At 71.9% G+C, this 21,916-nt stretch carries 17 protein-coding genes and 1 pseudogene; 6 read left to right on the top strand and 12 right to left on the bottom strand.

The genetic code is table 11. From position 1 onward, the window contains the following. Positions 1 to 22: 22 nt before the first annotated feature. A complete protein-coding gene (locus ACV530_RS05105; protein ID WP_494331008.1) occupies positions 23 to 1,567 on the top strand; it encodes a class I adenylate-forming enzyme family protein in 1,545 nt (514 codons plus the stop codon). On the opposite strand, the gene ACV530_RS05100 is transcribed toward ACV530_RS05105, so the two are convergent. Together ACV530_RS05100 and ACV530_RS05095 are read right to left on the bottom strand one after the other, a co-directional pair. Beyond that, on the bottom strand, positions 1,552 to 3,924 hold the full coding sequence (locus ACV530_RS05100; RefSeq protein WP_494331007.1) for a serine/threonine kinase C-terminal domain-containing protein: 2,373 nt from the start codon (positions 3,922 to 3,924) through the stop codon (positions 1,552 to 1,554). The genes ACV530_RS05105 and ACV530_RS05100 overlap by 16 nt on opposite strands. A 206-nt stretch (positions 3,925 to 4,130) precedes the next feature. Next, positions 4,131 to 5,435, bottom strand: a pseudogene (locus tag ACV530_RS05095) (serine/threonine-protein kinase); the annotation flags it as partial. 99 nt (positions 5,436 to 5,534) lie between these two features. On the opposite strand from ACV530_RS05095, the gene ACV530_RS05090 reads away from it, so the two are divergent. After that, entirely contained in the window at positions 5,535 to 6,665 is a 1,131-nt protein-coding gene (locus ACV530_RS05090; RefSeq protein WP_494331006.1) for a serine hydrolase domain-containing protein, read from the top strand. 3 nt (positions 6,666 to 6,668) lie between these two features. Here the strand turns inward: ACV530_RS05090 and ACV530_RS05085 are convergent, their stop codons facing one another. Then, complete coding sequence (locus ACV530_RS05085; RefSeq protein ID WP_494331005.1) at positions 6,669 to 8,375, bottom strand: glycerol-3-phosphate dehydrogenase/oxidase; 1,707 nt, start codon at positions 8,373 to 8,375, stop codon at positions 6,669 to 6,671. A gap of 231 nt (positions 8,376 to 8,606) precedes the next feature. Between ACV530_RS05085 and ACV530_RS05080 the strand changes: the two genes are divergently transcribed. After that, positions 8,607 to 9,878, top strand: a complete 1,272-nt coding sequence (locus ACV530_RS05080; protein WP_494331004.1) for a nucleotide sugar dehydrogenase — start codon at positions 8,607 to 8,609, stop codon at positions 9,876 to 9,878. Between the two features lie 9 nt (positions 9,879 to 9,887). Here ACV530_RS05080 and ACV530_RS05075 read toward each other — a convergent pair whose 3' ends face one another. The 5 genes from ACV530_RS05075 to ACV530_RS05055 form a co-directional block, all read right to left on the bottom strand. Beyond that, a complete protein-coding gene (locus ACV530_RS05075) occupies positions 9,888 to 10,982 on the bottom strand; it encodes a rod shape-determining protein (protein ID WP_494331003.1) in 1,095 nt (364 codons plus the stop codon). 105 nt (positions 10,983 to 11,087) lie between these two features. Beyond that, positions 11,088 to 12,215: a GuaB3 family IMP dehydrogenase-related protein gene (locus ACV530_RS05070; RefSeq protein WP_494331002.1), complete on the bottom strand. Its 1,128-nt coding sequence runs from the start codon at positions 12,213 to 12,215 to the stop codon at positions 11,088 to 11,090. A 95-nt stretch (positions 12,216 to 12,310) separates the two neighbouring features. Next, on the bottom strand, positions 12,311 to 13,813 hold the full coding sequence (gene guaB / locus ACV530_RS05065) for an IMP dehydrogenase (protein ID WP_494331001.1): 1,503 nt from the start codon (positions 13,811 to 13,813) through the stop codon (positions 12,311 to 12,313). 156 nt (positions 13,814 to 13,969) lie between these two features. Further along, a complete protein-coding gene (locus ACV530_RS05060) occupies positions 13,970 to 14,569 on the bottom strand; it encodes a sigma-70 family RNA polymerase sigma factor (protein WP_494331000.1) in 600 nt (199 codons plus the stop codon). Between the two features lie 264 nt (positions 14,570 to 14,833). Then, positions 14,834 to 15,445 (bottom strand): response regulator transcription factor, encoded by a 612-nt coding sequence (locus tag ACV530_RS05055; protein ID WP_003948568.1) that lies wholly within the window; start codon positions 15,443 to 15,445, stop codon positions 14,834 to 14,836. 380 nt (positions 15,446 to 15,825) lie between these two features. Between ACV530_RS05055 and ACV530_RS05050 the strand changes: the two genes are divergently transcribed. Further along, positions 15,826 to 16,140: a WhiB family transcriptional regulator gene (locus ACV530_RS05050; protein ID WP_494330999.1), complete on the top strand. Its 315-nt coding sequence runs from the start codon at positions 15,826 to 15,828 to the stop codon at positions 16,138 to 16,140. A 55-nt stretch (positions 16,141 to 16,195) separates the two neighbouring features. Here ACV530_RS05050 and ACV530_RS05045 read toward each other — a convergent pair whose 3' ends face one another. Continuing rightward, on the bottom strand, positions 16,196 to 17,107 hold the full coding sequence (locus tag ACV530_RS05045; RefSeq protein ID WP_494330998.1) for a LysR family transcriptional regulator: 912 nt from the start codon (positions 17,105 to 17,107) through the stop codon (positions 16,196 to 16,198). 93 nt (positions 17,108 to 17,200) lie between these two features. Here ACV530_RS05045 and ACV530_RS05040 point away from each other — a divergent pair, with 93 nt between their 5' ends. Continuing rightward, positions 17,201 to 17,911, top strand: a complete 711-nt coding sequence (locus ACV530_RS05040; protein ID WP_494330997.1) for an MOSC domain-containing protein — start codon at positions 17,201 to 17,203, stop codon at positions 17,909 to 17,911. A gap of 9 nt (positions 17,912 to 17,920) precedes the next feature. Beyond that, positions 17,921 to 18,694, top strand: a complete 774-nt coding sequence (locus ACV530_RS05035) for an SDR family NAD(P)-dependent oxidoreductase (protein WP_494330996.1) — start codon at positions 17,921 to 17,923, stop codon at positions 18,692 to 18,694. A 97-nt stretch (positions 18,695 to 18,791) separates the two neighbouring features. Here ACV530_RS05035 and groL read toward each other — a convergent pair whose 3' ends face one another. The 3 genes from groL to ACV530_RS05020 all read right to left on the bottom strand — a co-directional run bounded on the left by groL (position 18,792) and on the right by ACV530_RS05020 (position 21,910). Then, positions 18,792 to 20,417, bottom strand: coding sequence for a chaperonin GroEL (gene groL / locus ACV530_RS05030; RefSeq protein ID WP_494330995.1), 1,626 nt, complete (start codon positions 20,415 to 20,417; stop codon positions 18,792 to 18,794). 119 nt (positions 20,418 to 20,536) lie between these two features. Further along, complete coding sequence (gene groES / locus ACV530_RS05025) at positions 20,537 to 20,845, bottom strand: co-chaperone GroES (protein ID WP_066995800.1); 309 nt, start codon at positions 20,843 to 20,845, stop codon at positions 20,537 to 20,539. 207 nt (positions 20,846 to 21,052) lie between these two features. Then, a complete protein-coding gene (locus ACV530_RS05020; protein ID WP_494330994.1) occupies positions 21,053 to 21,910 on the bottom strand; it encodes a polysaccharide deacetylase family protein in 858 nt (285 codons plus the stop codon). Between the last annotated feature and the right edge of the window lie 6 nt (positions 21,911 to 21,916).

Below are 21,916 nucleotides of genomic sequence, written 5' to 3'. Positions count from 1 at the left end.
CCGATGCGAACGGGAGGGCCGCATGCCCGCCACCGTCTGGGAACTCCTCGTCCGCCGCGCCGCATCGACCCCCGGCGCGCCCGCCCTCGTCCAGGCCGAGGACGGCCGGACGCTCACCTTCGCCGCCCTGCGCGACCGGGCCGAGCACACGGCGGCCCGGCTGTACGGGCTCGGCGTCCGCCCCGCGAGCCGCGTCGTGTGGCAACTGCCCACCCGCATCGAGACCGTCGTCCTGTCCCTCGCCCTCGCCCGTCTCGGCGCTGTCCAGAGCCCCCTCGTCCCGCAGTGCCGCGACCGCGAGACGGGGCACGCTCTGCGCACCGTGCGGGCCGGGTTCCTCGTCGTCCCCGGCGTGTGGCGGGGGTACGACCACCTGGCCATGGGCCACCGCCTCGCCCACGAACTACCCGCACCACCCGAGGTGTTGACCCCGCCGGACATCGACCGCCGCTCCCCCGTCGCCGCGCTCCCGCAGCCGCCCGCCGACGGAGACGCCGTGCGCTGGGTGCACTGGACGTCCGGCACCACCGACGCCCCCAAGGGCGTCCTGCACAGCGACCGCTCCCTCATCGCCTCCGGCACCGCCCTCGCCGACGCCCTGGAGCCGACCCCCGCCGACGTCGGCTCCATCGCCTTCCCCTACGCGCACGTGGGCGGCATCGCCTACACCGTGATGCTGCTCCTGCGCGGCGTCCCCGCCCTGCTCGTCGAGCACTTCGCCCTGCCCCGCTCGCTCGGCGCCTACCGCCGCCACAAGGTGACCATCGCGGGCGGCTCCACCGCGTTCTACTCGCTGTTCCTCGCCGAACAGCGCAAGGACCCCGCCCGCAGGCTCATCCCCACCCTCCGCCTGCTGGCAGGCGGAGGCGCGCCCCGGCCGCCCGCCCTGTACGCCGACGTCGTGCGCGAGCTGCGCTGTGGCCTCCTCCACGGCTACGGCATGACGGAGGCCCCGGTGATCACCATGGGTTCCCCCGCCGACCCGCCGGAACGGCTCGCCGCCACGGAGGGGCGCCCGCCCGCCGGCATGGACATCCGCGTCGTCGACACGACCGGAACGCCCGTACCGCCGGGCACGGACGGGCACATACGGCTGCGCGGCACCGCCGTGTGCCGGGGCTACCTCGACCCGGCACTGTCGGCGGAGGCGTTCGACACGGACGGCTTCCTCCGCACCGGCGACCTCGGCCACCTCACGGGCGACGGGTTCCTCGTGCTCACCGGGCGCGTCAAGGACATCATCATCCGCAAGGGCGAGAACATCTCCGCCGCGGAGGTCGAGCGGCTGCTCCACGACCACCCGGCCGTCGAGGAGGTCACCGTCATCGGACTGCCGGACGCCGCACGCGGGGAGCGGGTGTGCGCGGTCGTCCAGCAACGGACCGGCGCGGCACCACCTTTGACACTCGAGGCGGTCGCGGAGCACCTGCGCCGCGCGGGGCTGGCCGTGCACAAGATTCCCGAGCAGCTCGAGCTGGTGGACGCGCTGCCGCGCAGCGGCTCGCTCCGGAAGGTGGACAAGGAGGAGCTGCGAACGCGCTTCCGCCGGGATCAGGACGGACGGTAGGTGATGGTGGCCTGGTCGAAGAAGGAGTCCACGGAGCGCTGCCCGTCCATCGGCCCGATCACCTGGAGCACGTGATAGCGGCCATCCAGGATCATCACCGCGTTGCGGACGTAGACCTGATGGCCGCTGCTGTCACTCCAGTTGTACGTGCCCTGTGCCCCGGCCGTTCTGCCGATGTCGACCCGGCGCAGCCCGGTGGCGCCCGACCAGGAGGAGGCGCGGAAGGGGTCCAGCTCCGGCTCCTTCTCCTGCTGGTACGCCAGCGGATCGCTGCCGAACTCGGAGACCGCGTCCCGGCCGGGCACGACGATCAGCTGGAAGTCGCCGCCCGCGTAGACGACTTGGCCGTGCCCGGCGTCGTCGCGGCGCTGCCAGTCCTTGGCGACCGCCACGGAGAACCCCTTGGGGTCGTGGCGCAGGGCGAAGCCCTGGGCGACCTCGCCCGCCTCGGACGACTGCTGCGACCGGGCGCCCGCGGTCGTCGTCTTCCCCTCCGGGCCCGGCCCGTTGGGCGCCGCGCTCAGCGCCCCGGTGGTGCCGGTGCGATCCGGGAGGCTCTGCTCCGCGCTCTCGGCCGCGCGGGGCATGAACAGCAGCGCGTACAGCACGGCCCCGACCAGCACGATCAGTATCAACCCCAGCAGCAGCCGCCCCAGCCTGTGCGGGCTGCGCGGGCTCTGCACCCGCTGCTGCTGAAGATGCCCGGTGGCCACGGCCTGGCCCGCCTTCTTGTGCCGCCCGTGCGCGGCAGACGTACCGGCAGACGCACCAGCCGACGCTCCGGACGACGCACCAGCCGACACACCGGACGACGTACCGGACGCGCGCCCGCGCCAGCGGCGCACCAGCTCACCGCGCCGCCGGATGATCGGCAGGCGGCCCGGGTCGGCGGGCGTGCCCGGCCCGATCGACGGCACGGTGACCGTACGGCTGCCGACGTCCGGCTCGGGGGCGGAACGGATCAACGACCGCAGCCAGCCGCGCAGTTCCTCGAAATCGGGGCGCTCCTCCGGGTCCTTGCGCATGAGCGACTCGACCACGGGGCGCAGCGCGCCGCACTCCTCGGCGTAGGCGGGCGGTTCGTTGCAGACGACCTGCACCAGGTCGGCCGCGCTGTCCTCCGGGTACGGGGCGTGCCCCTGCACGACGCGGAAGAGCAGCGCGCCCAGGGCCCACAGGTCGGCGGCGGGCCCGACGGGCGGGGCGAGCTGCCAGTTCTCCTGGACGGGCCAGGCCTGTTCGGGGGCCCAGCGCTCGGTGACGGCGCCGATGACCAGCATCCGCGCCTGCCGGGCCCGTTCGGCGGCGAGCGCACCGCCGGCGGCACCGGCGCCCCAGCTGCCGGGTGCCTTCTCGAGCGCGGGCTCCGCCGTGCGCCCCGACGAGGCGCCATGGACGAGCGCGTCGGCACTCCACGGCGCGGGCGAACCGGCCGCGGGCGCGGTGCCGCTGGCGGCCGTGCCGCCGCCCCACGGCGAACTGCCGGTCGACGGGCGTGCGTTGCCGCCCTCGGCCGCCGTGCGCGCGGCGGCGCGGGCGGCTCCCGCGCGGTACGCGGCGATCGCCCCGGGCCGTGTCCGCCCGGCCGCGGTGGCGCTGTCCTCCTTGCCCGCCTGCCGCGGCACGGCGGGCCGCACACCCTCACGGCCATCGCGAACGGCCCCGCCCTCGCGACCGTCCCGGCCATCACGACCGTCCCGGCCCTCCCGGCCCTCCCGGCCCCCCCGGCCCTCCGGGACGGGGTCGTAGCCGCACAGCGCCTCCTCGGCCGCGCCGACGGCCAGGCCGGTGAGGATCGCGCGGCCGTCCTCGCAGATGAGGACCGTGCGGGTGGTGATGTTGCGATGCGTCCAGCCCTGGGCGTGCAGGGCCCGCAGGGCGGTGAGGATGTCGGCCGCCACCTCGGCGGCACGGTGCGGCGTGAGCGTGCGCTCGGCCAGCACAGCCGCGAGCGGCCGGGCGGTGACGAGTTCGCTGACGATCCAGAGGCTGCCCGCCTCCGCGAAGACATGGAAGACCTGGTCCAGCCGCGGGTGATCGGGGATCCCCGCGGCGGCCGTCGCCGCCGCCAGTGCCCGGCGCACCGCCGGATCGCCGGCCCCCACGACCGTACGTCCGCCGCGCCCGGCGGTCACCGCCCCGGGGCGCCCGCCCGGGCCGCCGTCGCGCGCGCCCGCCTCACCCGCGCTCTCGACGAGCTCGGCGTCCACGACCTCCGGCAGCGGAATCTGACGGACCAGGACCTCCTGCCCGCTGTAGGTGTCGAAGGCACGCGCCTCGACCAGTTCAAACGCTTCGGAGGGAGGCAACGGCAGGCGATAGCGGTCGGCGAGCACCCGGCCCGCGTAGTCGTCCACGACGCCTCCCCACACGCACGACACCGACGACGCCCGCGCAGCCATCACATCCGGCTGTTCCGCCGCTCATTGCGGCTGCGCACTGTTCACCCACACTCACGATACGTGCCGGACCGGCCCTCCCGGGGCTGTACGGCTCAGCTCGTCGGATCGGCCGGGTCCGTGCCCGTGCCCGTGCGTACGACGGAGACCACCGCCGCCGCGTGACCGTGCGACTTGCCGCTCTTGCCGTCCTTCTTGCCGTCGTCGCCGTTGTTGCTCAGCACGAGGGCGAGCACCGTGCCGAGCACGGCCAGAGCGACGACGACCACCACGAGGATCAGCACGCGCCGCTGCGCCGGGACGCGCATCCGCACCAGGGTCGTGGTGTACGTGCCCGCCATCGGCTCCTGCTCGGTCCTCGAGGCGGCCGTCGAAGCGGCCGAGCCCGACGGGGTCGCGTCGCGCAGGGGTCTGAAGGCGCTCCCGTTGGACGCGGACGGCGTGTGCTTCTCGCGCGCACCGGGCCGGGCCTTCGGGTTCGCCACAGGCTTCGTGGGGGAGGCCGCGGGCCGCTTCGCCGGAGCCGGCTTCTTCGCGTCCGGCTTGCGGGGGGATGCCTCCGGCATCGCGATCGCCTGGGTGACGTCGGTGTCCGGGGTCCTCGGCGCCGGCTTCGGCCGTGGCGTGTCCGGGGAGTTGATGGCGTCCGTCAGCAGAGCCCGCGCGCCCGCCTCGTCGAGCCGCTTCTGCGGGTCCTTGGCTAGCAGCCCGTACATGACACCCTCGAGCGGGCCCGCGTTCTTCGGCGGACCCAGGGGCTCGGTCATCACGGCGGTCAGGGTCGCGATGGCGGACCCCTTGTCGTACGGCGGCGCACCCTCGACGGCCGCGTACAGCAGACCGCCCAGCGACCACAGGTCGGCGGGCGGACCGGGCTTCTGGCCCCGCGCGCGCTCGGGCGATATGTACGAGGGGGCTCCGACCAGCATGCCGGTCGAGGTGACCGACGGGTCGCCCTCGACCTGGGCGATGCCGAAGTCGGTGAGGACCACCCGGCCGTCGTCGGCGATCAGCACGTTGGACGGCTTCACGTCGCGGTGCAGGATGCCCTGGAGGTGCGCCGCGCGCAGCACGTCGAGCACGGCGAGGCCGACCTCGCCCGCCCGGCGCCACTTCAGCGGGCCGTCCTCGCGGATGACGTCGGCGAGGGACCGGCCCTCGATGAGCTCCATGACGATCCACGGGCGGTCGTCCTCGTGCACGACGTCGAAGACGGTGACGGCGCCGGCGCTGCGGATGCGGGCGATCGCCTTGGCCTCGCGCAGCGTGCGCGTGATCAGGCGGCGCTTCTCGTCCTCGTCGATGTTCGCCGGGAAGCGCAGTTCCTTCACGGCGACCGCACGGCCCAGCGTCTCGTCCGTCGCCCGGTGGACCGTGCCCATGCCGCCCCGGCCGAGGACTTCCCCGAGGCGGTATCGCCCGGCGAGGAGGCGCCCGGTCGTGCCCTGCGTCTGCTCCGCGTCCGACATGCGTCCCCTCTGGCATCCAGCTCTGCGACCAACCGACCCCGGCAGAGCGACCATTGTCTCTCATCCGCGGACCAGTGGAAGGCCAGGGTCCGAGTGACCATGGATGATGAGCGCATGCCGACGCGCACCGCCCTCTCGCGCCTCGCGGCGGCCATGACCGCGCTGTGCTGCATCATTGCGGCCTTCGCGACGGCGGCGTGCGAGGGCGAGCCTGCCCGCTCACCTCTACAGGACCTTGTTTCACCGGGGTCGGTTCCCGGTGCGGCCGAGCTGTCACAAGACGCTCATGGTGCACCCCGGTTCACTGCTGTCGGCGTGGCCGACGTGCGTACCGGCAGGCGCATCCTTCCCGCGGATCGCTTCCGTGCCGGGAGTATCACGAAGACGGTCATCGCGACCGTGGTGCTCCAGCTGGTGGCCGAGCACCGGGTGGGGCTCGACGAGCCTGTCGCCTCCCGACTGCCGCCGGCTGTCTCCGCGCCCCTGCGCCACAGCGGTATCACGGTGCGCCAACTCCTCGACCACACCAGTGGACTGTTCTCCTACACGGACGACCGCGCGTTCTTCGACGAGTTCCTCGGGGAGGGCTTCGCCGCGCACCGCTTCGCGTCCCATCCGGCCGAGGCATTGGTACGGACCGCGCTCGCGCACCCGCCGTACGGTCCGCCGGGTGCCGGCTACCGCTACTCCAACACCGACTATCTCCTGCTCGGTATGGTCATCCGTCAGGTCACGGGCCGCTCCTACGCCGCGGAGGCCCAGCGGCGGATCCTCGGTCCATTGCGCCTCACGGGCACCAGCTTTCCCGGTACGCGCGTCACGTTGCCCTTGCCGCACGGTCGGGCCTACTCCGCGTCAGGTGCGGGTGGTCCGATGGACGTCACCGATCTCAACCCGTCCGCCGCCGGGGCCGCGGGCGAGCTGGTGTCGACCCTGCCCGACCTCAACCGGTTCTTCCGCGCGCTGCTGAGCGGTGCGCTGCTGCCCGCGCCGGAGCTGCGCGCCATACGGGACACGGCGGCCTCGCGGGGGCGGTACGGGATGGGGCTGTTCCCGGTGCGGTTGCCCTGCCGGGCGACAGTGTGGGGACATAACGGGGACATCAACGGGTCCTATGTGGAGGCGTTCGGCACGGTGGGCGGACGGCGGGTCGTCAGTTTCCGGGTCAACAGCGACAGGCGGGTCGCAGCAGGGGCCGAAGAGCGGCTGCTGGCGGCGGAGTTCTGCTGACGGCTACAGCGGCTGTACCTCCGGGGCACCCAGGCGGGCCGCGTCCGCCGTCAGGTCGTCGGGCTGGCGCTGGGACTCGCGCTCCGCTTCCACGCGCTTCTCGTAGTGCTGCACCTCCTTCTCGACCTGGGCCGCGTCCCAGCCGAGGACCGGGGCCATCAGCCCGGCGGCCTCGCGGGCGCTGCGCGTGCCGCGGTCGAAGGTCTCGATCGAGATACGGGTGCGGCGCGTGAGGACGTCGTCCAGGTGGCGCGCCCCCTCGTGGGAGGCGGCGTAGACGGCCTCCGCGCGCAGGTAGTCCTCGGCACCGGAGAGCGGTTCGCCGAGGGAGGGGTCGGCGGCGATGAGCTCCAGCAGCTCGTCCACCAACGAGCCGTAGCGGTTGAGCAGATGCTCGACCCGCGCCACGTGCAGCCCCGTGCGCTGTGCGAGCTGCGCGCGTCCGTTCCACAGCGCCCGGTAGCCCTCGGCGCCCACCAGCGGTACGTCCTCGGTCACGCACTCGGCGATGCGCCGGTCCAGCCCGTGGACCGCCTCGTCCACCGCGTCCTTCGCCATCACCCGGTACGTCGTGTACTTGCCGCCCGCCACGACCACCAGACCCGGCACCGGGTGCGCCACCGTGTGCTCGCGAGAGAGCTTGCTCGTCGCGTCGGACTCGCCGGCCAGCAGCGGGCGCAGCCCGGCGTACACGCCCTGCACGTCGTCGCGGGTCAGGGGTACGGCCAGTACCGAGTTGACGTGCTCGAGCAGGTAGTCGATGTCGGCGCTGGACGCGGCGGGGTGCGCCTTGTCCAGGTCCCAGTCCGTGTCGGTCGTGCCGATGATCCAGTGCCTGCCCCAGGGGATGACGAACAGCACGCTCTTCTCGGTGCGCAGGATCAGCCCGGTCGTGGAGTGGATCCGGTCCTTGGGCACGACGAGGTGGATGCCCTTGGAGGCGCGGACGTGGAACTGGCCGCGTTCGGCGATGAGCTTCTGGGTGTCGTCCGTCCACACCCCGGTGGCGTTGACGATCTGTCGGGCGCGGACCTCGAACTCGCCGCCCTGCTCCAGGTCCCGTACGCGGGCGCCGACCACCCGTTCGCCCTCGCGCAGGAAGCCCACGACCCGGGCCCGGTTGGCGACGTCCGCGCCGTAGCCGGCGGCGGTGCGCACGAGGGTGGTGACGTAGCGCGCGTCGTCCATCTGGGCGTCGTAGTACTGCAGCGCGCCGACCAGGGCGTCCTTGCGCAGGCACGGCGCCACGCGCAGGGCGCGGGTGCGGCTGAGGTGGCGGTGGACGGGCAGGCCGCGGCCGTGGCCGGAGGAGACGGACATCGCGTCGTAGAGGGCCACGCCCGATCCGGCGTAGAACCGCTCCCAGCCGCGGTGCTGGAGGGGATAGAGGAAGGGCACCGGCTTGACCAGGTGCGGGGCCAGTCGCTGGAGCAGCAGCCCGCGTTCCTTGAGCGCCTCGCGGACCAGGGCGAAGTCGAGCATCTCGAGATAGCGCAGCCCGCCGTGGATGAGCTTGCTGGACCGGCTGGACGTACCGGCGGCCCAGTCCCGTGCCTCGACGAGCCCGGTCGCCAGCCCGCGGGTGACCGCGTCCAGCGCGGTGCCCGCGCCGACCACACCGGCGCCGACCACCAGGATGTCCAGTTCCCGTTCCGCCATCCGGGTGAGTGCCGCGCTCCGCTCGGCCGGACCGAGTGCCGCTGTCTTCACCAGTGCCTCCCGCTGCCGACGCCGCCACACACGGACGCGTGGCCGTCCTTCCTCCGATGCTGCCCCAGATCCGCCGCCGCGGCCGGGTCCGGGAACCCGCCGACGAGAGCCCGGCACAGAAATACCGGATATCTGTCATATATCCGCTTAACCTGATCCTCGTCCGTGCACCGGGCCGGGCTCCGCCCGCCGGGCCAACGGACCCCTCTCCGGGAAGGACCGCATCTCGCCATGCCCGCAGACCTCGCCGTCATCGGACTCGGCCACCTCGGCCTCCCCCTCGCACAGGCCGCCACCGCCGCGTCCCTCGTCACCGTGGGCTACGACCCCGACCCGCACACCGTCGCCGAGCTGCGGGCCGGCCGGCTGCCCCCGGAGGGCGGCTGCACCACCCTGACCGCTGCCGAACTGCGCCGCATGCTCGCCGCCGGTTTCCGCCCCACGACCGAGGAGACCGAACTCGGCGGGGTCCGTACGGCCGTCATCTGCGCGCCCTCCCGGCTGGGCGAGGACCGGGCCCTGGACCTGAGCGCCGTCGGCGAGGCCGCGCGCGTCCTGGCCGCCCGGCTGCGTCCGCACACCACCGTGCTCCTGGAGTCCTTCGTCTACCCCGGCGCGACCGAGAAGTTCCTGCGCCCCCTGCTCGAATCGGGCTCCGGGCTGCGCGCGGGCCGCGACTTCCACCTCGCCTACGCCCCCAGCCGCACCGACCCCGGCAACCGGCGGCACGGCCTCGCCAACACCCCCCGGGTCATCGGCGGCCTCACCCCCGCCTGCACGGAGGCCGCCGCCGCCTTCTACGGGCGCTTCTGCGAGAAGGTCGTCCGCGCCCGCGGCCCCCGCGAGGCCGAGACGGTCACCGCCTGGGAGACCAACTACCGGCACGTCAACATCGCGCTCGCCAACGAGATGGCCGTCTTCTGCCACGACATCGGCGTGGACCTGTGGGACGTCCTGCGCTGCGCGGAGACCAAGCCCTTCGGCTTCCAGGCCTTCCGCCCGGGCCCCGGGGTCGGCGGCCACGGCGTGCCCATCGACCCCAACTACCTCTCCTACAAAGGCCGTAGCCTCGGCTACCCGCTGCGCATGGTCGAGCTGGCCCAGGAGGTCAACGGACGCATGCCGCGCTACGTCACCCAGCGCTGCGCCACGCTCCTGAACGAGCACGGCAAATCGGTGCGCGGCGCGCGCGTGCTGCTGCTCGGCGTCAGCTACAAGGCCGACATCGGCGACCAGGAGGGCTCCCCCGCCCGCGAGATCGCCTCCCGGCTGATCGAACTGGGCGCCCAGCTCAGCTACCACGACCCGTACGCCCAGCTGTGGCGCGTCCTCGGCCAGCCGGTGCCGCGGGCCGACAGCCTCTACGAGGCCGCGGCCGCCGCCGACCTGACGGTCCTTCTCCAGCACCACCGCACGTACGACCTGCAAGGGCTCGCGGTCAAGGCCCAGCTGCTGCTGGACACCCGGGGCGCGAGCCCCGCCGGCGCGGCGCACCGGCTTTGACCGCTGTGACTACAGCCGCCCGCTCATCGGCAGCCGGGGCTGGGCGTCCAGCAGGGTCTTGAGCGAGGCGAAGTCCTCGACGCAGCGGCCGGTGCCGACCGCCACGCAGTCCAGGGGATCGTCGGCGACCAGCACCGGGATGTCGAGCTCCCGGCTCAGCCGCACGTCCAGCCCCCGCAGCAGCGCCCCGCCGCCGGTGAGCACGATGCCGCGGTCCATGATGTCGCCCGACAGCTCCGGCGGGGTCTCGTCCAGGGTCTGGCGTACGGCCATCACAATCGCGTCCACCGGCTCCGCCAGCGCGTGCCGGATCTCGTCGGCCGTCAGCTCCAGCGTCTTGGGCAGCCCGCTGACCTGGTCGCGGCCCCGGATGGTGATCCGGTCGGCCGGCAGCAGCCCCTGCGTCTCCTCGGAGCCCGCGCTCGCCGACCAGGCCGCCACCGGAGCCGCCGAGCCGATGCTCAACTTGATGTCCTCCGCGGTGCGTTCGCCGATCGCGAGGGCGTAGTTCTTCTTCACGTAGGAGATGATCGCCGTGTCCATCGCATCGCCCGCGGTGCGCACCGAGCGGGCGGTGACGATGCCGCCCAGCGAGGTCACCGCGACCTCGGTGGTGCCGCCGCCGATGTCGACGACCATGCAGCCGGTCGGCTCGCTGACCGGCAGGCCCGCGCCGATCGCCGCCGCCATCGGCTCCTCGACCAGGTGCACCGCCCGGGCCCCGGCCTGGGACGCCGCCTCGATGACCGCGCGGCGCTCGACGCCCGTGATGCCCGACGGCACGCACACCACCACGCGCGGCCGGGAGAAGACACGGTTGCCCGTGACCTTCTTGATGAAGTGCCGCATCATCCGCTCGGCTATCTCGAAGTCGGCGATGACGCCGTCGCGCAGCGGCCGGACGGCCACGATGTTCGAGGGCGTACGGCCGATCGTCTCCTTGGCCTCGGAACCGACCGAGAGGACACTGCCGTCATCAGCGTTGACGGCCACGACCGAGGGCTCGTTGAGCACCACTCCCTTCCCGCGCACATACACCAGCGTGTTCGCGGTGCCGAGGTCGATGCCCATGTCCCTGCCGCTGAACGACTTACTTTGCGCCATAAGTCGCCAGTATTCCCTATCGCCGAACGTTTATACGGAGTTGACGAACGGGGACATGCGAAGGGCCCGGCCGTTTCACGGCCGAGCCCTTTCACCGACGCTGTGTCAGCGCTTGTCGTGCGAGGACGGCGCGACCGTCACCTCGACGCGCTGGAACTCCTTCAGGTCGCTGTAGCCCGTGGTGGCCATCGCCCGGCGCAGCGCGCCGAAGAAGTTCATCGACCCGTCCGGCGTGTGCGAGGGACCGAGCAGGACCTCCTCGGTCGAGCCGACCACACCGAGGTTCATGCGCTTGCCGCGCGGCACGTCCTCGTGGACGGCCTCCATGCCCCAGTGGTGGCCCCGGCCCGGCGCGTCCGTGGCACGGGCGAGCGGGGAGCCCATCATCACGGCGTCCGCACCGCAGGCGATGGCCTTGGGCAGGTCGCCGGACCAGCCCACGCCGCCGTCGGCGATCACGTGGACGTACCGGCCGCCGGACTCGTCCATGTAGTCCCGGCGGGCCGCCGCCACATCGGCGACCGCGGTCGCCATCGGCACCTGGATGCCGAGCACATTGCGGGTGGTGTGGGCCGCACCGCCGCCGAAGCCGACGAGCACACCGGCCGCACCCGTGCGCATCAGGTGCAGGGCGGCGGTGTACGTGGCGCAGCCGCCGACGATGACCGGCACGTCGAGCTCGTAGATGAACTGCTTGAGGTTCAGCGGCTCGGCGGCGCTCGAGACGTGCTCGGCGGAGACGGTCGTGCCGCGGATGACGAAGATGTCCACGCCCGCGTCGACGACGGCCTTCGAGAACTGCGCGGTGCGCTGCGGCGAGAGCGCGGCGGCGGTCACGACACCGGAGTCGCGGACCTCCTTGATGCGCTGCCCGATCAGCTCTTCCTTGATCGGCGCGGAGTAGATCTCCTGCAGGCGCTTGGTCGCGGTGCGCTCGTCCAGCTCGGCGATCTCCGCGAGCAGGGGCTCCGGGTCCTCGTACCGGGTCCACAGGCCCTCGAGGTTCAGCACACCCAGACCGCCCAGCTCACCGATGCGGATGGCCGTCTCGGGCGAGACGACCGAGTCCATCGGCGCGGCCAGGAAAGGCAGCTCGAAGCGGTAGGCATCGATCTGCCAGGCGATCGAGACCTCCTTGGGGTCGCGGGTACGGCGGCTCGGGACGACGGCGATGTCGTCGAACGCGTACGCCCGGCGGCCGCGCTTGCCCCGCCCGATCTCGATCTCAGTCACGTTGTGGCCCTTCTTTTCACGTCTGCCGTTCCAGTATCACCGACGCGGCGAAGCCCGCGGCCTGACGGTCGCGGGCTTCCTGGAACGCGTACTGCTTACCGCCGGTTGTAGTTCGGCGCTTCCACCGTCATCTGGATGTCGTGCGGGTGGCTCTCCTTCAGGCCCGCGGTGGTGATCCGTACAAAGCGGCCCTTGTCCTTGAGCTCCTGCACATTGGCGGATCCCACATAGCCCATGGAGGCCCGCAGACCGCCGATGAGCTGGTGCGCGACCGAGGCCAGCGGGCCGCGGTAGGGCACCTGGCCCTCGATGCCCTCGGGCACGAGCTTGTCCTCGGAGAGGACGTTGTCCTGGAAGTAGCGGTCCTTCGAGAAGGACTTCGCCTGGCCGCGCGACTGCATCGCACCCAGCGAGCCCATGCCGCGGTACGACTTGAACTGCTTGCCGTTGATGAAGACCATCTCGCCCGGCGACTCCTCGCAGCCCGCGAGCAGCGAGCCGAGCATCACCGTGTCCGCACCGGCCGCGATCGCCTTGGCGATGTCGCCGGAGTACTGCAGACCGCCGTCGCCGATCAGCGGCACGCCCGCCGCGTGGCAGGCCTGGGCGGCCTCGTAGATCGCGGTGACCTGCGGCACGCCGATGCCCGCGACGACGCGGGTGGTGCAGATCGAGCCGGGGCCGACACCGACCTTGACGCCGTCCACGCCCGCGTCGATCAGCGCCTGGGCGCCGTCACGGGTGGCGACGTTGCCGCCGACGACATCGACGTTGATGTTGGACTTGATCTTGGCGATCATGTCGAGGATGCCCCGGCTGTGGCCGTGGGCGCTGTCGACGACGAGGAAGTCCGCACCGGCCTCGACCATCGCCTGGGCGCGGTCGAACGCCTCGGCGCCGACGCCCACCGCCGCACCGACGATCAGCCGGCCCTCGGAGTCCTTCGCGGCGTTCGGGTACTGCTCGGCCTTGACGAAGTCCTTGACCGTGATCAGGCCCTTGAGCACGCCCGCGTCGTCGACCAGCGGCAGCTTCTCGATCTTGTGGCGGCGCAGCAGCTCCATGGCGGCCTCGCCGGAGATCCCGACCTTGCCGGTGACCAGCGGCATCGGGGTCATGATCTCGCGCACCGCACGGCTGCGGTCGAGCTCGAAGGCCATGTCGCGGTTGGTGACGATGCCGAGCAGCTTGCCCGCGGCGTCGGTCACCGGCACACCGCTGATGCGGAACTTCGCGCACAGCGCGTCCGCCTCGGCCAGGGTGGCGTCGGGGCGGACCGTGATCGGGTCGGAGACCATGCCGGACTCGGAGCGCTTGACGAGGTCGACCTGGTTGGCCTGGTCCTCGATGGAGAGGTTGCGGTGGAGCACACCGGCGCCGCCCTGGCGGGCCATGGCGATCGCCATGCGCGCCTCGGTGACCTTGTCCATGGCGGCGGACAGCAGGGGAATGTTCACCCTGACGTTGCGCGAGACCCGGGAGGAGGTGTCGACGGCGTTCGGCAGCACCTCGGAAGCACCGGGCAGCAGCAGGACGTCGTCGTATGTCAGACCGAGCATCGCGAACTTCTCGGGCATTCCGTCGATGTTGCCAGTCATGACACCTTCCCAAATGCGGTATTCCACCCGGAGCGACACCCCGGGGAGCCCCTTGCCTCAGCGAGGACTCCCATGCTAACGGGCCTCAGCAGGTGGCCCATTCCACGAGCGCTGAGTCCCGCATCACTTGGAGCTTCCTACGGAAAGCCCCCTTCCTCACTGCTCGGCGAGCGCCCGGAGCCTGCTGAGCGCCCGGTGCTGGGCGACGCGCACCGCGCCGGGCGACATGCCCAGCATCTGCCCGGTCTCCTCGGCCGTGAGCCCCACGGCGACCCGCAGCAGGACCAACTCGCGCTGGTTCTCGGGGAGGTTGGCGAGGAGCTTCTTGGCCCACTCCGCGTCGCTGCTCAGCAGCGCCCGCTCCTCCGGGCCGAGGGAGTCGTCGGGCTGCTCCGGCATCTCGTCGGAGGGCACGGCCGTGCTGCCGGGGTGGCGCATGGCGGCGCGCTGGAGATCGGCGACCTTGTGCGCGGCGATGGCCACGACGAAGGCCTCGAAGGGCCGCCCGGTGTCGCGGTAGCGCGGCAGGGCGCACAGCACCGCGAGGCAGACCTCCTGGGCGAGGTCGTCCACGAAGTGACGGGCGTCGCCCGGCAGTCGCGACAGCCGGGTGCGGCAGTAGCGCAGCGCGAGAGGGTGCACCAGGGCGAGAAGGTCGTGCGTGGCCTGCCGGTCGCCCTCGACGGCACGTACGACGAGGGTGCCGATCTCCCCGGCCGCGGGCACGGCGGACCTCGCCTCGTCGTTGTTGCGCATCGGTCCATGGTGCCTTGGCTCCGGACCGTTCGCGGCATCGTGTCCGCGGTTGTGCACTGTCACGTCTTGAGCGGGTGCGCCGACCGTCATCTCCCGCGCCCTCCCATCACGCCCGAGCGAGCCGTCCCCGAGGAAGTCCATAGCTCAAGGATGCGGCAGCGCGCGGGAAACGTGCAGCGGGCCGGGGAACCACAGACGTCCGCCCCGCCCGCCCCAGGGCAGGCGGGGTGCGTCACTCCCCCACGGCGCCGCACGTCACGGCGCCTAGCGGACCAGGCCCCAGCGGAATCCGAGCGCGACCGCATGCGCCCGGTCCGAAGCACCCAGCTTCTTGAACAGCCGCCGCGCGTGCGTCTTGACGGTGTCCTCGGAGAGGAAGAGCTCCCGGCCGATCTCGGCGTTGGACCGCCCGTGGCTCATGCCCTCGAGAACCTGGATCTCCCGCGCGGTGAGCGTGGGCGCCGCCCCCATCTCGGCGGACCGCAGCCGCCGCGGGGCTAGCCGCCAGGTCGGGTCGGCGAGCGCCTGGGTCACGGTGGCCCGCAGCTCGGCCCGCGAGGCGTCCTTGTGGAGGTAGCCCCGCGCCCCGGCGGCGACCGCGAGCGCGACCCCGTCCAGGTCCTCGGCCACCGTGAGCATGATGATGCGGGCGCCGGGGTCGGCGGAGAGCAGCCGGCGGACGGTCTCCACACCGCCCAGGCCTGGCATGCGCACGTCCATCAGGATGAGGTCCGAGCGGTCGGCGCCCCAGCGGCGGAGGACTTCCTCGCCGTTGGCCGCCGTCGTCACGCGCTCGACGCCGGGCACGGTCGCCACCGCGCGACGGAGCGCCTCTCGGGCAAGCGGGGAGTCGTCACAGACGAGGACGGATGTCATGGCCGTCCTCCGCAGCTGATGTGCGTCACCTTGAGCCTCCAGGCTGGTACTGATCGTCACCTGTGCGATTGGCGAAACAACCACAAGAGCGGACTGACTCGGACACCTGCCCGACCACCGAATTCGCCAACCGCCTCTGCCCTCTCAACGACGGTCACCCGAAAGAGTTACGGGCTCGGTCGGCCATGTTCGGCACTCTACGTGAGGGGGCCGACACCGAGCAGGGCGCACGGGGGGCGCTCGCGTCATCGTTCGAACCGTGCACCATTTGCCCGCTTGGGCCCCTTCTTCTTCCCATTTATGAGCGAGTGTGGCTAGATTCGACAAAGAGTCATATTTTCATCTGCTCACATAGGGGTTTGCATCGAAGGGGACAAGCAATGGCAGATTTCTCCCGCCTCCCCGGTCCCAACGCCGACCTGTGGGACTGGCAGCTGCTCGCGGCGTGCCGCGGAGTCGACAGCTCCCTCTTCTTCCACCCCGAGGGCGAGCGCGGCGCGGCCCGGAGCGCTCGTGAGGCCTCGGCGAAAGAGGTGTGCATGCGCTGCCCCGTACGCGCCGAGTGCGCGGCGCACGCGCTCGCTGTGCGCGAGCCGTACGGCGTGTGGGGCGGGCTCACCGAGGACGAGCGCGAGGAGCTGATGGGACGGGCACGGCACCGGTCCATCACCACGACGAGCCCCCTCAGCGCCTAGAACCCCCCGGGACGCCCGCTACAGAAACGTTTCACCGGTCGCCGGAGACGGCCGCTCAGCGGCGCGCGGTCGGCACCAGCCGGTCCAGCATCGCCCCGACCGCCGGCACCCGTGCCAGGTCCGGCAGGGTCAGGGCCACGATCTCGCGCTGCACGACGGGCTCCACCGGCACGATCCGCACGCCCTCGGTGCGTACGGACTCCAGCGCCAGCTCGGGCATCACGGCGACCCCGAGACCGGCGCCCACCAGCCCGAACACCGCCGGGTAGTCGTCCGTCGCGAAGTCGATGCGCGGGGTGAAGCCCGCGCTCTCGCACACCTCCACCAGATGCCGCCGGCAGCGGGGGCAGCCCGCGATCCACGGCTCGCGCGCCAGCTCGTCGATGCCGATCCGCTCCGCGCCGGCCAGCCGGTGGCTCTCCGGGACCACGCCGATGAGCCGGTCGGTCAGCAGCGGGCGGACGACCAGGTCCTCCCACTCGGCGTCGGCGGCCGGGTCGGCGCCGCGCACCTCGGGGTAGCGGAAGGCCAGGGTGATCTCGCAGTCGCCGGAGCGCAGCATCTCCACCGAGCGCGGCGGCTCCGCCTCGACCAGGGAGACCCGGGTGCCGGGGTGGGCAGCCCGCATCTCCGCGAGGGCGGTGGGCACGAGGGTCGAGCTGCCGCTGGGGAAGGACACGAGCCGCACCCGGCCCGCGCGCAGCCCGGCGATCGCGGCGATCTCCTCCTCGGCGGCGGTGAGCCCGGCGAGGATGCCCGCGGCGTGCCGTACGAGGGCGTCGCCGGCCTCGGTCAGCCGCATCTCGCGGCCGGTGCGGATGAGCAGCGGCGTGCCCGTCGACTGCTCCAGGGCCTTCATCTGCTGGCTGACCGCGGGCTGGGTGCAGCCCAGCTCACGGGCCGCAGCGGAGAACGAGCCGGTGGCGGCCACCGCGCGCAGCACCCTCAGATGACGTGCCTCGATCATGTCTCGAGCATAAGCCTGTCTTGGAGGGGCCGGGAAATTGTCGCTCGACGCTTTCAGCTCGACGCCTCGGGCGCGGCTGTCTACCCTGCTGTCATGCACGTGCTATCCGTGAACGCAGGCCGGGGAGAGACAGCGGGCGACCGCCCGGGCGGGTTCGCGGGCGGTCTCGTCACCGGCATCGACAAGCGCCCCGTCGACGGTCCGGTCGCGGTGGCCGCGCCCGGGCCCAAGGGCACGGCGGGCAGCGGCGTGGCCGGTGACACGGTGGTCTCGTGGAAGCACCACGGCGGGAACGACCAGGCGGTGTACGCGTTCGCGCGCGAGGACCTCGACTTCTGGGAGCGCGAGCTCGGGCGTGCGCTGCCGTGCGGGGTCTTCGGCGAGAACCTCACCACCAGCGGTGTGGACGTGAGCGGCGCACGGATCGGCGAGCGCTGGCGGATCGGCGAGGAACTGCTGCTCGAGGTCACGTCGGCCCGCATCCCGTGCCGGACGTTCGCCGACTGGCTCGGCGAGAAGGGCTGGATCAAGCGGTTCACCCAAGTCGCCGCCCCCGGCGCGTACTTGCGTGTCCTCGTACCCGGAGAAGTCCGTGCGGGTGATCCCGTCACAGTCGTGCACCGGCCCGCGCACGAGGTGTCCGTCTCCTTCGCCTTCCGCGCCGAGACGACCGAACGGGCGCTGCTGCCACGCGTTCTGGCGGCGGGGGACGCGCAGCACCCCGCGCTCCGGGACAAGGCGCTGGCGTATTCGGCCCGTCAGCATGCCGCGGGCGGCGGCGACGGGACGTCCTCGGGGCACTAACGTTCCCGCATGACGACTTCACTGATCACGGGGGCGACGGCCGGCATCGGTGCGGCCTTCGCACGGCGGCTGGCGGCCGAAGGGCACAATCTCGTCCTCGTGGCCCGCGACGAGAAGCGGTTGCACGAGCAGGCGACCGAACTCCACGACCGTCACCGGGTGGAGGCGGAGGTCCTGCGCGCCGACCTCTCGACGGAGGAGGGCATCGAGGCGGTCGAGGCCCGGCTCTCGGACCGGAAGCACCCGGTGGATCTGCTGGTCAACAACGCGGGGTTCGGCAACAAGGGCCGCTTCCTGGAGGTTTCCGTCCAGGACGAGCTGACCATGCTCAAGGTGCACTGCGAGGCCGTGCTGCGGCTGACCACGGCGGCCACCCGCGGGATGCGCGAGCGGCGGCGCGGCGGGGTGGTCAACGTCGCGTCCGTGGCCGCGTTCGTGCCGCGCGGCACCTACGGGGCGAGCAAGGCGTGGGTCGTGCAGTTCACCCAGGGCGTGGCGCGGGACATGGCGGGCAGCGGGGTGCGGCTGATGGCGCTGTGCCCCGGTTTCGTCCGTACGGAGTTCCACCAGCGGGCCGGCATGGGGACGGACAACATCCCGGGCTGGCTGTGGCTGGACGCGGACCGGCTGGTGGACGCGGCGCTGAAGGACCTGGCGCGGGGCAAGTCGCTGTCCGTTCCGGACCCGCGCTACAAGGCGCTGACGGGTCTGTCGAAGCTCGTGCCGCGCAGTGCGCTGTCCCGGGTGTCGTCCACGACGGGCCGCAAGTACGGCCCCAACTGACGCCCGTACGGCCCCGACCGACGCCGGAGGCCCGGCACCCTCGTGGGTGCCGGGCCTCCTTCACGCGTCAGCGCATCAGCGCATCAGTGCGTCACGCTCAGTGGGCGTGGCCGTGACCGTGGCCGGCGGCCTCGGCCTTCTCCTCTTCCTTCTTCTCGACGACCAGGGTCTCGGTCGTGAGCAGCAGGGAGGCGATGGAGGCGGCGTTCTCCAGGGCGGAGCGGGTGACCTTGACCGGGTCGATGACGCCGGCCTTCACCAGGTCGCCGTACTCGCCGGTGGCGGCGTTGAAGCCGTTGCCCTTCTCCAGCTCGGCGACCTTCGCGGTGATGACGTAGCCCTCGAGGCCCGCGTTCTCCGCGATCCAGCGCAGCGGCTCGACGGCGGCGCGGCGGACGACGGCGACACCGGTGGCCTCGTCGCCGTCCTTGCCCAGGCCGTCCTCGAGGACCTTGACGGCGTGGACCAGGGCGGAGCCACCACCGGAGACGATGCCCTCCTCGACCGCGGCGCGGGTCGCGGAGATGGCGTCCTCCAGACGGTGCTTCTTCTCCTTGAGCTCGACCTCGGTGGCCGCGCCGACGCGGATGACGCACACGCCGCCGGCCAGCTTGGCGAGGCGCTCCTGGAGCTTCTCGCGGTCCCAGTCGGAGTCCGTGGACTCGATCTCGGCCTTGATCTGGGCGACGCGGCCCTGGACGTCCGCGGAGTTGCCGCCACCGTCGACGACGGTGGTGTCGTCCTTGGTGATCGTCACGCGGCGGGCGGTGCCCAGCACGTCCAGACCGGCCTGGTCGAGCTTGAGGCCGACCTCCTCGGCGATGACGGTGGCACCGGTGAGGGTGGCCATGTCGCCCAGCATCGCCTTGCGGCGGTCGCCGAAGCCCGGGGCCTTGACGGCCACGGCGTTGAAGGTGCCGCGGATCTTGTTGACGACGAGGGTGGACAGGGCCTCGCCCTCGACGTCCTCGGCGATGATCAGCAGCGGCTTGGAGGCACCGGCCTGGATGATCTTCTCCAGCAGCGGGAGAAGGTCCTGGATGGCGGAGATCTTGCCCTGGTGGATCAGGATGTACGGGTCGTCGAGGACGGCCTCCATACGCTCCTGGTCGGTGACCATGTACGGCGAGAGGTAGCCCTTGTCGAAGGCCATGCCCTCGGTGAAGTCCAGCTCCAGACCGAAGGTGTTGGACTCCTCGACGGTGATGACGCCGTCCTTGCCGACCTTGTCCATCGCCTCGGCGATCAGCTCGCCGACCTGCTTGTCCTGGGCGGACAGCGCGGCCACGGCGGCGATGTCGGCCTTGTCGGCGATCGGGCGGGAGGTGGCGAGCAGCTCGTCGGAGACGGCCTTGACGGCGGCGTCGATGCCCTTCTTCAGGGCGGCCGGGGAGGCACCGGCGGCGACGTTGCGCAGACCCTCGCGGACCAGGGCCTGGGCCAGCACGGTGGCGGTGGTGGTGCCGTCACCCGCGATGTCGTTGGTCTTGGTCGCCACCTCCTTGACGAGCTGGGCGCCCAGGTTCTCGTACGCGTCCTCGAGCTCGACCTCACGGGCGATGGTCACGCCGTCGTTGGTGATCGTGGGGGCGCCGAACTTCTTGTCGATGACGACGTTGCGGCCCTTGGGGCCGATCGTCACCTTCACGGTGTCGGCGAGCTTGTTGACGCCGCGCTCGAGGGCGCGACGGGCGTCCTCGTCGAACTTCAGGGTCTTGGCCATGGGTTTATGTGTCCTTCGCCGTAATCTCTACAAACGAACTGCGCCCCGGGCGCCCGGTCGTTGAACGCGGGAACCAGGGGCGCAGCGCAAAGCTTCGAAGTCTCGAAAGCTCGGGTGAACTACTTCTCGATGATCGCGAGGACGTCGCGAGCCGAGAGGACGAGGTACTCGTCGCCGTTGTACTTCACCTCGGTGCCGCCGTACTTGCTGTAGAGCACGACGTCGCCGACCTTGACGTCGAGCGGCAGGCGCTCGCCGTTCTCGAAGCGGCCCGGGCCCACGGCGAGAACAGCACCCTCCTGGGGCTTCTCCTTCGCGGTGTCCGGGATGACCAGGCCAGAGGCCGTGGTCTGCTCGGCGTCGAGCGGCTGGACCACAATGCGGTCCTCGAGCGGCTTGATGGCAACCTTGGAGCTGGTGGTCGTCACGATCCGACCTCCCCCTTCGGAGATCTCACGGGGTTAACTGTCTGAGGTGGCGACCAGGTGGATCCGTCGTCGCGGGTGCCGGACCTGCCCGTCGCTGTGTTTGGCACTCAGTGGTGGAGAGTGCCAACGCAGCCGAGACTATGACGCGCTTAGCACTCGGTCAAGCGGAGTGCCAATTCATGCCGTGCGCGCCGGGCCATCCGCCGATCAGACGTAGTCCTCGAGGCGGGCCACCGTGAAGCCCTGCCGCTGGATGCTGCGCAGCATGTTGGTGACCATCCCGGTCATCGACTCCCCCTTGAGCTGCTGCGGTCCCCGGAAGTGCGCGAGCACGATGTCGCCGGGCCGCAGCCCGTCGCTCTCGGCGTAGCGCATGTCCTTGATCTGCATCGTCGCCCCCCACAGCACGACCGCCTTCACCCCGCAGCCGCCCGCCGCGGCCAGCGTCGCGTCGTTGTAGTTGCCGTACGGCGGGCGGAACAGCTCCGGCCGCTTGCCGAGCCGCTTCGCCAGCTGCTCCTGCTGCCCGCAGATCTCGCGGTTCTGCGCCTCCGGCGAGAGCGTGCGCAGGTTGGGGTGGGTGAGGGTGTGGTTCTCGATGCCGTTGCCGAGGGCGCGCAACTGCTCGAAGTAGCCGTAGCCCCGGCCGGCGCGGGCGATGCTGTCCGTCAGGAACATCGTGAAGGGCAGCTTCAGGTCCTTGGCCATCTTCACGAACTCGGGGTCCTTCTCGGCCCCGTCGTCGAAGGTCACGAAGACGATCTTGTCCTTGGTCGGTACCCGCGTCACGATCTGCGGCGTGCCCCCCTTGGCCTTCTTCTGCGTCAGCCGCGTCGCGGGCGGCTTGGGCGGTGCGGCTAGCGGCTTGTCCAGCCCCCACCGGCGGTACGCGTCGGCGTCTACGGGGGTGGCACTGGCGCTGCTGCTGCCGCCCGTCGTGGCCGGGGCGGCGCTCTTCTCCGGCTTCTCCGGCTTCGACGAGTCCGAGCACCCGGCGAGCAGGCCGGCGAGGAGGAGCGCTGCGGCGCAGACGGGGGCCGCTTTGGCTATACGGGGCAGAGTCACCCGACC

Source organism: Streptomyces sp. SX-6 (genome assembly GCF_059089585.1).
Note: the sequence above shows the minus strand (reverse complement) of the source record. Positions and strands in the feature narration are given on the sequence as shown.